This is a genomic window from Citricoccus sp. (assembly GCF_035445025.1).
Classification (GTDB): Bacteria; Actinomycetota; Actinomycetes; order Actinomycetales; family Micrococcaceae; genus Citricoccus.
This window is the reverse complement of the sequence record NZ_DAOMPX010000009.1, coordinates 49,854-62,860: the sequence shown is the minus strand read 5'-3', so window position 1 is coordinate 62,860 and position 13,007 is coordinate 49,854. Positions and strand designations below refer to the sequence as shown.

Below are 13,007 nucleotides of genomic sequence, written 5' to 3'. Positions count from 1 at the left end.
GTCAGGACCTTCCGGGCAACGGGGAGGAGGAGGGGGCGGCGTTCAGGGACTGGCTCTGGCGCTGTTCGCGCTCGGCACGTTCGTCCTGCCAGTTGGTGATGACCATGACCACGAAGGAGATCGCCACGCACAGGGCGCAGGCCAGGGCCGCGGTGACCACGCCGTAGACGAGGACCCGGGTCCGTTCCCGCCAGCGCCGCTCGGTGGGGTTGGCGCCGAAGAGGAAGGCGGACGTCAGCCGGTTCCGGCGCACCTCCACCGATTCGATCAGCTGCGCGTCGAAGTCCATCGCCATGGGCTGCGATCCCCCTCTCGTGTCCCGTCACCGACCCTGCCTATCATTCCAGTCCCGGCGGCCCCGGACGGACACCCCATACCGGCCGGACATGGGTAGTTCTCCCCATCGGGGCCGGTTGACTCTCCCCGGCCCGGGCTCGGAGGATGGGACCACACGCCACGGGGCCACCGGGCCTATGACACCCAAGGGGATGAACCAGCTCATGAAGCTCGAGATGACGGACATCGACGTCTTCCACAAGTCCATGCAGGACTCCGGTGACTCCGGGGAGCAGCTGCTCGCCGAGGTCGTGAACCTCGAGAACGCCGTGGAGCAGCTCAAGCACACCTTCAAGGGCTCCGGTGCCGTGGCCTACAACAACTTCATGGTCGAGGTCGACGCCTGCGAGAAGAAGCTGTACGAGGCGTTGGGCCTGATCAACGTCGGCCAGGGCGAGATGTACAAGTCCTACGTCGACCAGGAGGAGACGATGACCTCGGACGCCGAGGCCCAGCCGGTCGACTTCCCGATGGGCCGCTGAGCCGCCCGGCGCACCCCTCGCCCCTCCCACCCGACCCCCGAAAGGACCATGACCCATGAGCACCATCTCCTACGACTCCGGCGCAGCCGCCTCCTACGAGGCCGAGGTCGCCGCCATCACCGGCCGCATCGAGGGCATCATCGGTGACCGCGAGTCCCAGAAGAACTACGTCGCCTCCAACTACCAGGCCACGGACAACGACGCCGACTACGACATGGTCGAGCAGAAGTGGCTCGAGGCCGCCGACGCCGTGCGGGCCCTGGTCGTGCAGGCCCGTGAGCTGATGGAGAAGAACGACGACACCGCGGCCACCGCGCACTCCCGTGCCTCCGGCGCCATCGCCGGCATGCGCGCCTGATCCCCCGGTTCTCACCACCCAGGGGCGGTGACCTGCACCACGGAGGTGCACGTCACCGCCCCTCGCCGTCGCCCGGAGGATAGACTGGAGTGCTGTCTGCTCTCTCGTCTTACGGAAGGACACTTCGTGACCTCTGCCCCCGACCGCCCCCTTCGCCTCGCGATCGTCGGAGCCGGGCCGGCTGGCGTGTATACGGCAGACCTGCTGACCAAGGCCGAACGGGACTTCGAGCTCAGTATCGACCTGTTCGACCGCTACCCCGCCCCGTACGGGCTGATCCGCTACGGCGTGGCCCCGGACCACCCGCGGATCAAGGGCATCGTCAAGGCCCTGCACAAGGTGATGGACCGCGGTGACATCCGCTTCCTGGGGGACGTGGACTTCGGCACCGACCTGACCCTGGAGGACCTGCGCCGCCACTACGACGCGGTCGTCTTCTCCACCGGTGCCATCCGGGACGCCGACCTGGACATCCCGGGCATCGGGCTCGAGGGCTCCTTCGGCGCCGCCGACTTCGTGTCCTGGTACGACGGCCACCCGGACGTGGACCGCGAGTGGCCGCTGACCGCCAGGGAGGTCGCGGTGATCGGCAACGGCAACGTGGCCCTGGACGTGGCCCGGATGCTCTCCAAGCACGCCGATGACCTGCTGGTGACCGAGATCCCGGAGAACGTGTACGCCGGCCTGAAGGCCTCCCCGGTGACGGACGTGCACGTCTTCGGCCGCCGCGGCCCCGCCCAGGTGAAGTTCACCCCGCTGGAGCTGCGCGAGCTGGCGCACTCGAAGGACGTGGACATCGTGCTCTACCCGGAGGACTTCGAGTTCGACGCCGCCTCCGAGGACGCGGCCGCCTCCAACAACCAGGTCAAGACCATGGTCGGCACGCTGACCAACTGGCTGGTCGAGGAACAGGACACCGGGGCCTCGCGCCGGCTGCACCTGCACTTCCTGCAGCAACCGGTGGAGGTCCTCGGCGAGGACGGTGCGGTCACCGGGCTGCGCATGGAGCGCATGGAACTGGACGGCACCGGCAACGTGAAGGGCACGGGGGAGTACACCGACTACCCGGTCCAGGCCGTCTACCGCGCCATCGGCTACCACGGGTCCCCGGTGCCCGGGCTCGCCTTCGACGAGCGCCGGGGCGTCATCCCCAACGACGCCGGCCGGGTCCTGGACGGGAACGGCACCCCGGTGCCCGGTGTCTACACCTCGGGTTGGATCAAGCGCGGCCCCGTGGGCCTGATCGGCCACACCAAGGGCGATGCCCTGGAGACGATCGGGTGCCTGCTGGAGGACCAGTCCGATCTGTGGACGGCCGAGGTCCCGGACGAGCAGTCGATCCTGGACCTGCTCACCGAGCGCGGGGTCCGGTACACCACGTGGGAGGGCTGGCTGAAGCTGGACGCCCACGAGCTCTCCCTGGGCGCCGCGGCCACCGAGTCCGGTCCGGTCGAGCGCGAGCGCGTCAAGGTGGTCGCGCGCGAGGAGATGGTGGACATCAGCCGCGCGCAGTGATCGCCGCCGGCCTCCGCAGCCCGGCCCCGCGGGGAATCTGCGGGGGCCGGGCTGCGTTGTAGCGGACACGAGACCCGAGAGGACGTGGGCGTGCACCGCCACAACAACGGACTGAAGACGACCCTGCTGTTCGCGGGCATGTTCGCCGTGCTGCTGGCCATCGGTGGCGCGATCGCCGCCGGCACCGGACGGGCGGCGTGGATCTGGGTCTTCGCGCTGATCGGCGTGGCCTCCACCGCCTACAGCTACTGGAACAGCGACAAGATCGCCATCCGGTCCATGCACGCCTACCCGGTCACCGAGGCCGAGCAGCCGGAGATGTACCGGATCGTCCGCGAGCTCTCCGACCGGGCCGGCCAGCCGATGCCGCGGCTCTACGTGGCGCCCACGCCGTCCCCGAACGCCTTCGCGACCGGACGGAGCCCGCAGCACGCCGCCGTGTGCTGTACCGAGGGGATCCTGCGGATGCTCAACGCCCGGGAACTGCGCGGCGTGCTCGGGCACGAGCTGATGCACGTGTACAACCGGGACATCCTGACGTCCTCCGTGGCGGCGGCCATGGCCGGCGTCATCACCTCGGTGGCGCAGTTCCTGATGTTCTTCGGGGCCGGCCGGGACAACCGCAACGTCAACCCGCTGGCCCTGATCGCCCTGTCGCTGCTCGCCCCGATCGCGGCGTCCCTGATCCAGATGTCCATCTCGCGGACCCGGGAGTACGACGCGGACGAGGACGGGGCGAAGCTGACCGGTGACCCGCTGGCACTGGCCTCGGCCCTGTACAAGCTGGAGCACGGGATCCAGGCCGCGCCCCTGCCGCAGGAGCCCCGGCTGGAGACCACCGCGCACCTGATGATCGCCAACCCGTTCCGGGACGTGCGGAAGCTGTTCTCCACGCACCCGCCGATGGGCGACCGCGTCCGGCGGCTGGAGGGCATGGCCCGCCAGCTCGGCTGAGTCACTCGGCCGGGGCCAGCCCTCCGGCGCGCTGCCAGGCCCGGACCAGGTGGTCCTGCACGGGGTCCTCGGCCAGCTCCTCCGCCCTCTTCTCGGCCTCGCGCAGGGCGCCGTTGGAGGCCTGCCGGGCCTCCTCCGCCACCGCCCGCTCGTGCCGGAACCAGGCCCGGTCCTCGAACCGGGGCTCGTCCGCGATCGACTCCAGCTGCTGGGTCACCAGCCGGTGGTTCTGCTGCACGGCCCTGAGCCGGTCGGGTTCCAGCGCCTGCGCCACGAACCCGCCGTGCACCACCAGGCCCCGGCGGGCGTCGATGCCGTGCCGCAGGGCCAGGGCCAGCAGCCGTGCCGGTTCCACCGTGCCCGGGTCCGGCCGCCAGTCCAGGTCGGCCAGGCGGCGTCGGCCGGCCTTCTCATCGGCCAGGGCGAGGCCGAGCTCGATGTCGGCGGTGTAGACGGTGCTGTCCGGGGTGATCAGGTAGAGCACGGCGTCTCCTAGCGGAAGTTGATGAACTGCAGGTCGGCGTCCTCGAAGTCCTTGAGCAGGGCGATGGTCGACTGCAGGTCGTCCCGTGACTTGGAGGAGACCCTCAGCTCGTCGCCCTGGATGGTGGCCTTGACCGACTTCGGTCCCTCGTCACGGATCAGCTTGGTGATCTTCTTCGCGGTGGGCTGGTCGATGCCCTCCTTGATGGAGGCCTCCAGGCGGTACTCCTTGCCGGAGGCGTACGGCTCGCCGGCGTCCAGGGACTTCAGGGAGATGTTGCGCTTGACGAGCTTGGACTGGAACACGTCCAGAACCGCCTTGACGCGCTCCTCGGAGTTCGCCTTCATCAGGATGGACTCCCCGCTGAAGTCGAGTTCCGCGCCGACGCCCTTGAAGTCGTACCGCTGCGCGATCTCCTTCTGGGCCTGGTTCAGCGCGTTGCTGACCTCCTGCTTGTCGACCTTGCTGACCACGTCGAACGTCGAATCGCTGGCCATGTCTCCTCTTCCGTGGGGGGTGGTTTCCGGTGTCGTGGCCAGCCTACCCGTCACGGATTTCAGAATCAGGGCAGGGCTCCGGTAAAGTGAGTTCTCGCCTGCTCCACGGATGCGTCCGGGGAGGGCCCGCGGCAGATTACCCGAGCGGCCAAAGGGGGCTGACTGTAAATCAGCTGGCATTGCCTACGGGGGTTCGAATCCCTCATCTGCCACCAGTGAACGGCGCCAAGGCCCCGGGACCACCACGGTCCCGGGGCCTTCGGCCTTCCCGGGCCCGCACGGCACCATGGTGACCATGGAGCACATCACCGACCGGCTCGTCAGCTGGGCCTCCCTGCTGGACGAACAGACCCGCGAGCAGGCCCTCGCCACCTCCCGGCTGCCGTTCATCCACCCCCACGTGGCCCTGATGCCCGACGCCCACCTGGGCAAGGGCGCCACGGTGGGCTCGGTCATCCCCACGCTGGGGACCATCATCCCGGCCGCCGTGGGCGTGGACATCGGCTGCGGCATGATCGCCGTGCGCACCCAGTTCTCCGCGTCCGACCTCCCGCAGGACCGCGCCGCGGTGCGGCGGGCCATCGAGCGGGCCGTGCCCCTGAGCGCCGGCCACTACAACAGGACGGTCAGCCCGACGGCGGCCCCGCGACTGTCCGAGCTGGCCGACGCCGCCGCGGCGGCCGGCCTCGACCCGGCCTCCTACGCCGGGAACTGGGAACTGCAGCTGGGATCACTGGGCTCGGGCAACCACTTCATCGAGATCTGCGTGGACGAGCAGGACCGGGTCTGGACGTTCCTGCACTCCGGTTCCCGCGGGGTGGGCAACCGGATCGCCCAGCACCACATCCAGGTGGCCACGGCCCGGGCGCGCCGCTCGGGGGTCAGCCTGCCGCACCCGGACCTCGCCTACCTGGACGAGGGCACCGAGGAGTTCGACCGGTACATCCGCGAGCTGCGCTGGGCCCAGCACTTCGCGCTGCTCAACCGCGAGGAGATGATGGACCGCGTCCTGCGCCAGGTCTCGGACTGGATGCGGGCCCCGGTGCAGGAGCAGGAGAGGATCAACTGCCACCACAACTTCACCGAGTCCGAGCACCACTTCGGCCGGCAGGTCTGGGTCTCGCGCAAGGGCGCCATCCGGGCCACGGCGGGGGAGCCGGGACTGATCCCCGGATCCATGGGCACCGCCTCCTACGTGGTGGCCGGCAAGGGCAACGAACTCTCGCTGAACTCCTCCCCGCACGGGGCCGGACGCTCCTACTCCCGCAGGGCCGCCCGCCGGACCTTCACCCTCGCCCAGTTGCGCGAGGCCATGGCCGGCATCGAGTACCGGGACACGGAGGCGTTCCTGGACGAGATCCCGGCCGCCTACAAGCCGATCGACCGGGTCATGGCCGACTCCGCGGACCTGGTCTCCGTCCGGCACGCCCTGCGCCAGATCGTCAACGTCAAGGGCGACTGAGCGCCCCGGCACTCCTTGCTACCGTGGTCGGGGCCCCTGCCGCCGTCACGCCTGCCCGCCACTGCCCGAGGACTGCACCACCATGCCCCATCACGTCGAGCCCGAGCCGGAACACGCGCCGGGACCGAGACACCGTCAGACCTCCGTGCCCGGGAACCTGGTGCGCGGCGCCCTCATCGGCCTCGTCGAGACCGTCCCCGGGGTCTCCGGAGGCACGGTGGCCCTCGTGGTCGGCATCTACCACGACCTCATCGACTCCGCCTCCCACCTCATCTCCGCCCTGCGGATCGCGGTGACCGGGCCTGACCGCGGCGCGGGGGTGCGGCGCCGGCTGGGCCTGGTCCGCTGGCGCGTGGTCCTGCCGGTGCTGCTGGGCATGGTGGCCGCCGTGTTCACCGCCGCCGGTCCCGTGGCCGATGCGGTGGACGCCCACCCGGTGCAGACCCGCGCGCTGTTCTTCGGCATGGTCCTGGCCTCCGTGGCCGTGCCCGTCCGCATGATCCTCCACGACCTGGAGCACCGCCGCGTCCTGGCCGATGCGCAGGACGACGTCTCCCACCTGCGCCTGCGCCCCTGGCACCTGGCCGCGGGGCTGGCGGCCGCCGCTGGGACCTTCGTCCTGGTCTCGCTTCCACCGACCTCGGTGGAGGCCCACCCGGCCGTGATCGTGCCCGCCGCCGCCGTCGCGGTCTCCGCACTGGTGCTGCCGGGGCTGTCCGGGTCCTTCCTGCTGCTGACCTTCGGCCTGTACGAGCCGACGCTGCGTGCCGTGGACGAGCGGGACCTGGCCTATCTGGGCCTGTTCATGCTCGGCATGGTGATCGGCCTGGCGGTCGTGGTCAAGGTCCTGAAGTGGCTGCTGCATCACTGGCACACCCTCACCCTGACCCTCCTGACCGGTGTGATGGCCGGGGGCCTGCGCGTGCTGTGGCCCTGGCAGGACGAGCGGCGCGGTGTGCACGAGCCGGACGCCGACCTGGGCCAGGCGATCGGCCTGGGCGTCCTGGGCTTTCTCGTGGTGGCCGCACTGGTGACCCTGGACGCGTGGATGATCCGCCGCCAGCTGCGCGCGGAGACGATGGTCGAGGCCGTGACCGATCCCGAGCCCGGGCTCGAGATCGGGGCCGAGACCAGGTAGGGGGCGTCCTCACGCCGCGAGGGGCAGGGGCGTCACGTCCCAGATCGTGCAGAACGCGTCGTCGTCGAGCCCCATCACGGCCTGGTAGTACGCCCACGCCCACGCCGGGGCGCCGTTGGAGTCCGGCGGGGCCACCGGGCAGTCCCCGGGATGCAGCCAGGCGCCGTCCACGCAGATGAAGTCCAGGTACCCGGCGATCGCCCCGTCACGGGGCGGCCTGAGGTTGTCCTTGAGGTCCGAGGCCTTCGCCACCCCGTAGAGCTCCGTGGCCTTCGGGTCCAGCACCAGCCCGCAGTCCCGCCCGAACGCCTCGACCCAGTCCATCGACTCCCGCAACGCCTCCTCCGGATCCGGTCGCTCCACCACCACCATCACCGTCGAGCGGCGCCCGGGCAGCAACGGTCCGGGGCCCGCCGGGCCGCGCTTGCCATGACTCGGGGGGATCGGTGTCATCGTCATCTCGTCCTCCAGGGGGTCGTGGCCCCGATCGCCGGGGCCGGTGAGGGCCACGCTAGGAACGGGCGCCGGCCGCCCGCCGGGGGGCATCCGCCCGACCGTGGGGGACCGGCGGGAGGCGGTCCCCTGTGGAGGAACGCGCCTGTGCATTCACTGGCAACCTGGGGATACCGCGGATCCACCCGGCCGCCGCACGGTTAGGGTGGGGGGATGGCAACCACCGAGATCACCGAAGCCGACTTCGAGACGACCCTCACCGAGAACGACATCGTCCTGGTGGACTTCTGGGCCGACTGGTGCGGCCCCTGCAAGCAGTTCGCACCCGTCTACGAGCAGGTCTCCGCACGGCACGAGGACGTCGTCTTCGCCAAGGTGGACACCGAGGCCGAGCGCAATCTGGCCGCCGCCGCGAACATCACCTCGATCCCCACCCTGATGGCCTTCCGGGACAAGGTCCTGGTCTACGCCCAGCCCGGCGCGATCAACGCCACCCAGCTCGAGGAACTCGTCTCCGCCGTCAAGGGCCTGGACATGGACGAGGTGCACAAGCAGGTCGCCGAACAGCAGGGTCAGCAGCAGTAGCGCTCACCGCCGGCGGTGGTCCGCCGGCGTCAGCCGCGGCCCGAAGCGGCTGAACCGGTACCCGGACAGGCCGATCAGCCGGACCACGCGCTGGCGGTGCCCGGCATAGGGAGCCAGCAGCCGCAGCATCCCGGCATCGTCCGTGCGCCGGCCCGTGAGGGCCTCGCCCACGTGGTGGGCCAGGTGGAAGTCCCCGACCGCCACCGTGTCCGGCGCCCCGTGGGTGCGCTGGACCGTCTCGGCCGCGGTCCACGGCCCGATCCCCGGCACGGTGCACAACCGTCCCACCACGGACGCCGGGTCGTCGTCGGCTCCCAGCGGGTCGGCCCCGAGCCGGTCCAGCGCGGAGGCCCTCTCCGCCACCCGCAGCATCGCCCGCGACTGCGCCGGCTGGACCCAGCCGGCGTGCCAGCCCCAGCTCGGCACCTGGCGCACCGCCGCCGCCGTGGGCGCCAGCAGCATCCCCTCCGGCGCCGGCCCCGGGGGCCTCTCGCCGTAGCCGCGCACCAGCCAGCGCCAGCCCGAGCGCGCCTGGTCGTGGGTGACCTTCTGTTCCAGCACGACCATCAGCAACTGGTCCACCACCCGCCCCGTCGCCGGCAGTCGCAGCCCCGGATGCGCGCGCCGGGCCCGCACCACCGCCGGCGGCAGCCCCGAGGCTCCCGAGGCGAGCAGCGCGTCGAAACCGGACCAGTCGTCGTCGAGCCCCAGCAGGGACGGCGCGGCGGCCACCGCCGCCTGGGCACCCGGCCCCCAGGCCAGCACCGGGATCCGGCCGGGCGCCAGTGGGGACGGCGCCGGGCGGACGAGCAGCGTCACGGGATCCCCGGCGCCGGGCCGGCGGAAGCACAGCCAGACCCCCTCGGGGCGGGACTGCACCGTGGGATCGGCGTGACCGCGCTGCAGCACCCCCAGCGTCAGCCGCACGTCCACCGGGATCCCCGGCTCCAGGATCACCCCCGCATCCGGGGCCGGCAGGGTGCCGGAGGGGGTGGTCGTGTGCATCCCTCCATTCTCCCGCACGCCAGCGGTCACGCGGATTCACGCTATTGCCGCCCCGGACCGGCCCGGCGGTAGCGTGGAGCCCATGACAGAGCAGATGCACTACGCCGAGAACGTTCTCGGGCTCATCGGCAACACCCCGCTGGTGAAGCTCAACCGGGTCACCGAGGGCATCAGCGCCACCGTGCTGGTCAAGCCCGAGTACCTCAACCCGGGCGGATCGGTGAAGGACCGCATCGCCCTGGCGATGATCGAGAACGCCGAGGCCGAGGGGAAGCTGGCCGCCGGCGGCACCGTGGTCGAGCCGACCTCCGGCAACACCGGCGTCGGCCTGGCACTGGTGGCCCAGCTCAAGGGCTACCACTCCGTCTTCGTCACCCCGGACAAGGTCGGCCAGGAGAAGCGGGACGTGCTGCGGGCCTACGGCGCCGAGGTCGTCGTCACCAAGACCTCCGTGGCCCCGGAGTCCGAGGAGTCCTACTACGGCGTGGCCAACCGCCTCGAGCGGGACATCCCGGGCGCCTACCAGCCGAACCAGTTCTTCAACCCCTCCGCCCCGCAGTCCCACTACCAGACCACCGGCCCGGAGATCTGGCGGGACACCGCCGGACGCCTGACCCACGTCGTCATCGGCGCCGGCACCGGCGGGACCGTCACCGGCACCGGCCGGTACCTCAAAGAGGTCTCGGCCGGCCGCGCGTCGGGCCCGGTCAAGGTGGTCGTCGCGGACCCGGACGGCTCCATCTACTCCGGCGGCACCGGCCGCCCGTACTTCGTGGAGGGCGTCGGCGAGGACATGATGCCCGGCAACTACGACCCGTCCGTGCCGGACGAGGTGATCGCGGTGGACGACGCCGCCTCCTTCGAGATGACCCGCCGGCTGGCGGCCGAGGAGGGGCTGCTCGTGGGCGGGTCCTCCGGGATGGCCGTCGTGGCCGGGCTGCAGGCCGCCCGTGACCTCGGCGAGGACGACGTCATGGTGATCATCCTGCCGGACTCCGGCCGCGGTTACCTGGGCAAGATCTTCAACGACGGCTGGATGGACGAGCAGGGCTTCGAGACGGCGCCGGCCGAGTCCGTGCTGCCGGCCGGCGGGGTGCCCGGGGGAGTCCCCGACGTCGGCGCCGCCACCGCACCGGGTGCCGCGGGTGGTGCCCCCACGGGTCACTGGGAGGGCACCGTGAAGGACCTGCTGGCCGCGAAGTCCTCGGTGCTGCCCGGATCCCTGCCGGACGTCGTGACGGCCCCGAAGGACGCCACCCTGGCCGACGCGATCTCCACCATGAACCGCTTCGGCGTGGACGCCCTGCCGGTGGTCAGCGCCCCGCGCGACGACCTGCGCGTGGGCGAGGTGCTCGGCGCGGTGGACGTGGGGGCGCTGACCGACCTGCTGGCCTCCGGCCGGGCCCTGCCGACGGACGCGGTCCTCGACCACGCCGGCCCGGCCCTGCCGAAGGTCAACGTCCACGCGACCCTGGCCCAGGCCCGCGAGGCCCTGCGCACCGCTCCCGCCCTGATGGCCACCCACCACGGCGTGGTGACCGGCATCGTCACCCTGCACGACCTGCTGGCCCGCGTGGCCCGCTGACCTGCTCTCCCGCTCTCCCGTTGTCCCGCTGAAAGGATCCGTCATGACCGAACGTGCCGCCGAGCCCGCCGAGAACGTCCAGACCGACCGGCCCGCCGGGGCGGAGGACTACGACTACACCCTCCACCCCACAGCGGGCTTCAACACCCGCGCGATCCACGCCGGCCAGGCCTTCGAGCCGATCACCGGCGCGGTCGTGCCGCCGGTGCACCTGTCCACCACCTACGCCCCGGAGTCCATCGGCACCCTGCGCCGGGGTTATGACTACGGCCGCGGCACCAACCCCACCCGTGACGCCCTGCAGGAGCAGCTCGCCGCCCTCGAGGGTGGCGTGGACGGCGCCGCGCGGGCCTTCACCTTCGGCTCGGGGCTGGCCGCCGAGAACGCGCTGATCCACGCCGTGGCCGCCCCCGGGGCCCACATCGTCATGGGCAACGACGTCTACGGCGGCACCTACCGCCTCATCGACAGGATCCTGGGCCCGTGGGGCATCGGCCACACGGTGGTGGACATGGGTGACGTGAACGCCGTCGAGCAGGCCATGGCCGCCTCGAAGGCCTCCATCCTGTGGCTGGAGACCCCCTCCAATCCGCTGATGAAGGTCTCCGACATCGCCGCCCTCGCGGACGTCGCCCACTCCGGTGGCGCGCTGCTCGTGGTGGACAACACCTTCGCCACGCCCTACCTCCAGCTTCCGCTCGAGCTGGGCGCGGACGTCGTGGTGCACTCCACGACGAAGTACATCGGCGGGCACTCGGACGTGATCGGGGGTGCCGTGGTGGTCAACGACCCGGAGATCGCGGACAAGGTCCAGTTCCAGCAGTTCGCCGCCGGCGCGGTCAACGGCCCCCTGGACGCCTATCTGACCACCCGCGGTCTCAAGACCCTGGGCGTGCGGATGGACCGGCACGTGGCCAACGCCTCCACGATCGCCACCTGGCTGCAGGACCGTCCCGGCGTGGAGCGCGTCCTCTACCCGGGGCTGCCGGACCACCCCGGCCACGAGCTGGCCGCGCGGCAGATGCGCGGCTTCGGCGGCATGGTCTCCGTGCAGTTCACGGGCGGGGCCGCGGCCGCGAAGAAGGTGGCCGAGTCCACGCGGCTGTTCCAGCTCGCCGAGTCCCTGGGCGGCATCGAGTCGCTGATGAACTACCCGGCCGAGATGACCCACGCCTCCGTGGCCGGCACCGAGCTGGCCGTGCCGGACAACCTGGTGCGACTGTCCGTGGGCATCGAGGACGTGGCCGACCTGATCGACGACCTGGACCGGGCGATCAGCTCGCTCTGAGCCGGCGGCGCACCGGGGGCAGCCACAGCAGGGCGGCCCCCGCCAGCAGGACCGCGGCGATGGCGATCAGGGCGGGATTGCCGCGCACGACCAGGGGGATGCCCACGATCACCGCGACCCCGGTCAGCAGGCCGGCGGCACTGCGCCGGCCGCGCATCAGCTGGACGGCACCGATCCCGGTGGCGACGGTGAGCACGCCGGTGAGGCCGGCCAGGACGTACTGGCCGGCCGCACCGTCGAGCGGTGTCTCTGGGACGACGTCGGTGCGGCCCGTGAGACCGGCCACCAGGAACGCCGTGGCCAGCAGGAGGAACAGCGCCGTCACCGCACCCCACCACCAGCGGGCGGTCCGCAGCAGCACGGAGCCCCCGACGTCGGCGCGCGCCTGGCGACGTCGCCGCTCCTCGCGCTCGAGCCGGGCCTCGGCCTCCGCCCGCTCCTGACGGGCGGCGCGGGCCCGCTCGGCGTCCTGCCGCTGTCCGTCGAGGAACGAGCGCGTGGCCTTGCCGGCGGCGCGGGCGAAGCGGTGGTCGGGGTTCTCGTGAGGCACGTCTCGAGCCTAACGGCAGGGCCGGGGCACGGGATGCGTTAGACTTGAGGCACCATTCCGGTCAGAACCCCTGTGTACGCCCTCGCGAAGGGCGTCGAGTTGTGTGGCCCCTCCCGACACCGTGTCGGAGCAGCGGGCGGCCGGTCCTTCACACCCCAGCCGTTCCTCCGTCGAGGTCGTGGCCCGCCCGTGCGGTGACCATCCCCTGACGGAACCGGCCGGGCGCGGACCGCCAGGTGAGTATGGAACGGGCGTGATGTTGGACCGCGCCTCGGGGAGCACCGGAGAGAAGCAATCCGTTGCGTTGCGGCGCCC

General features: G+C 71.6%; 15 protein-coding genes and 1 tRNA gene. 10 read left to right on the top strand and 6 right to left on the bottom strand.

What is annotated here, in order from left to right:
* Position 1: 1 nt before the first annotated feature.
* Positions 2-295, bottom strand: a complete 294-nt coding sequence (locus PLJ28_RS05165) for a hypothetical protein (RefSeq protein ID WP_183527659.1) — start codon at positions 293-295, stop codon at positions 2-4.
* A gap of 205 nt (positions 296-500) precedes the next feature.
* Between PLJ28_RS05165 and PLJ28_RS05160 the strand changes: the two genes are divergently transcribed.
* The 4 genes from PLJ28_RS05160 (at position 501) to htpX (ending at position 3,645) form a co-directional block, all read left to right on the top strand.
* On the top strand, positions 501-818 hold the full coding sequence (locus tag PLJ28_RS05160; RefSeq protein WP_324589944.1) for a hypothetical protein: 318 nt from the start codon (positions 501-503) through the stop codon (positions 816-818).
* Positions 819-873: 55 nt separating this feature from the next.
* Positions 874-1,176, top strand: coding sequence for a hypothetical protein (locus tag PLJ28_RS05155; protein WP_010143170.1), 303 nt, complete (start codon positions 874-876; stop codon positions 1,174-1,176).
* Positions 1,177-1,302: 126 nt separating this feature from the next.
* Complete coding sequence (locus PLJ28_RS05150; RefSeq protein WP_324589943.1) at positions 1,303-2,691, top strand: FAD-dependent oxidoreductase; 1,389 nt, start codon at positions 1,303-1,305, stop codon at positions 2,689-2,691.
* A gap of 90 nt (positions 2,692-2,781) precedes the next feature.
* Positions 2,782-3,645, top strand: coding sequence for a zinc metalloprotease HtpX (gene htpX / locus PLJ28_RS05145; RefSeq protein WP_183527655.1), 864 nt, complete (start codon positions 2,782-2,784; stop codon positions 3,643-3,645).
* Position 3,646: 1 nt separating this feature from the next.
* Here the strand turns inward: htpX and PLJ28_RS05140 are convergent, their stop codons facing one another.
* Together PLJ28_RS05140 and PLJ28_RS05135 are read right to left on the bottom strand one after the other, a co-directional pair.
* Entirely contained in the window at positions 3,647-4,129 is a 483-nt protein-coding gene (locus PLJ28_RS05140) for a hypothetical protein (RefSeq protein WP_183527653.1), read from the bottom strand.
* Positions 4,130-4,137: 8 nt separating this feature from the next.
* Positions 4,138-4,626 (bottom strand): YajQ family cyclic di-GMP-binding protein, encoded by a 489-nt coding sequence (locus tag PLJ28_RS05135; RefSeq protein WP_010143175.1) that lies wholly within the window; start codon positions 4,624-4,626, stop codon positions 4,138-4,140.
* A gap of 130 nt (positions 4,627-4,756) precedes the next feature.
* Between PLJ28_RS05135 and PLJ28_RS05130 the strand changes: the two genes are divergently transcribed.
* The 3 genes from PLJ28_RS05130 (at position 4,757) to PLJ28_RS05120 (ending at position 7,226) form a co-directional block, all read left to right on the top strand.
* Positions 4,757-4,841, top strand: a tRNA-Tyr gene (locus PLJ28_RS05130).
* A gap of 80 nt (positions 4,842-4,921) precedes the next feature.
* Complete coding sequence (locus PLJ28_RS05125) at positions 4,922-6,088, top strand: RtcB family protein (protein WP_183527651.1); 1,167 nt, start codon at positions 4,922-4,924, stop codon at positions 6,086-6,088.
* A gap of 82 nt (positions 6,089-6,170) precedes the next feature.
* Positions 6,171-7,226, top strand: coding sequence for a DUF368 domain-containing protein (locus tag PLJ28_RS05120; protein ID WP_324589942.1), 1,056 nt, complete (start codon positions 6,171-6,173; stop codon positions 7,224-7,226).
* A gap of 9 nt (positions 7,227-7,235) precedes the next feature.
* Here the strand turns inward: PLJ28_RS05120 and PLJ28_RS05115 are convergent, their stop codons facing one another.
* Entirely contained in the window at positions 7,236-7,685 is a 450-nt protein-coding gene (locus tag PLJ28_RS05115) for a hypothetical protein (protein ID WP_324589941.1), read from the bottom strand.
* Positions 7,686-7,892: 207 nt separating this feature from the next.
* Between PLJ28_RS05115 and trxA the strand changes: the two genes are divergently transcribed.
* Positions 7,893-8,264: a thioredoxin gene (gene trxA, locus PLJ28_RS05110; RefSeq protein WP_324589940.1), complete on the top strand. Its 372-nt coding sequence runs from the start codon at positions 7,893-7,895 to the stop codon at positions 8,262-8,264.
* Between the two features lie 3 nt (positions 8,265-8,267).
* On the opposite strand, the gene PLJ28_RS05105 is transcribed toward trxA, so the two are convergent.
* On the bottom strand, positions 8,268-9,269 hold the full coding sequence (locus tag PLJ28_RS05105; protein ID WP_324589939.1) for a DNA-3-methyladenine glycosylase family protein: 1,002 nt from the start codon (positions 9,267-9,269) through the stop codon (positions 8,268-8,270).
* A 94-nt stretch (positions 9,270-9,363) separates the two neighbouring features.
* Here PLJ28_RS05105 and PLJ28_RS05100 point away from each other — a divergent pair, with 94 nt between their 5' ends.
* Both PLJ28_RS05100 and PLJ28_RS05095 read left to right on the top strand, forming a co-directional pair.
* Positions 9,364-10,854 carry a cystathionine beta-synthase gene (locus PLJ28_RS05100; RefSeq protein ID WP_183528553.1) on the top strand — a complete coding sequence of 497 codons (1,491 nt, stop codon included), beginning with the start codon at positions 9,364-9,366 and terminating at the stop codon, positions 10,852-10,854.
* 43 nt (positions 10,855-10,897) lie between these two features.
* Positions 10,898-12,142, top strand: coding sequence for a cystathionine gamma-synthase (locus PLJ28_RS05095; protein WP_183527643.1), 1,245 nt, complete (start codon positions 10,898-10,900; stop codon positions 12,140-12,142).
* Here the strand turns inward: PLJ28_RS05095 and PLJ28_RS05090 are convergent.
* Positions 12,129-12,692 (bottom strand): hypothetical protein, encoded by a 564-nt coding sequence (locus tag PLJ28_RS05090; protein ID WP_298044831.1) that lies wholly within the window; start codon positions 12,690-12,692, stop codon positions 12,129-12,131. The two genes, PLJ28_RS05095 and PLJ28_RS05090, sit on opposite strands and share 14 nt — an antisense overlap.
* Positions 12,693-13,007: the final 315 nt, after the last annotated feature.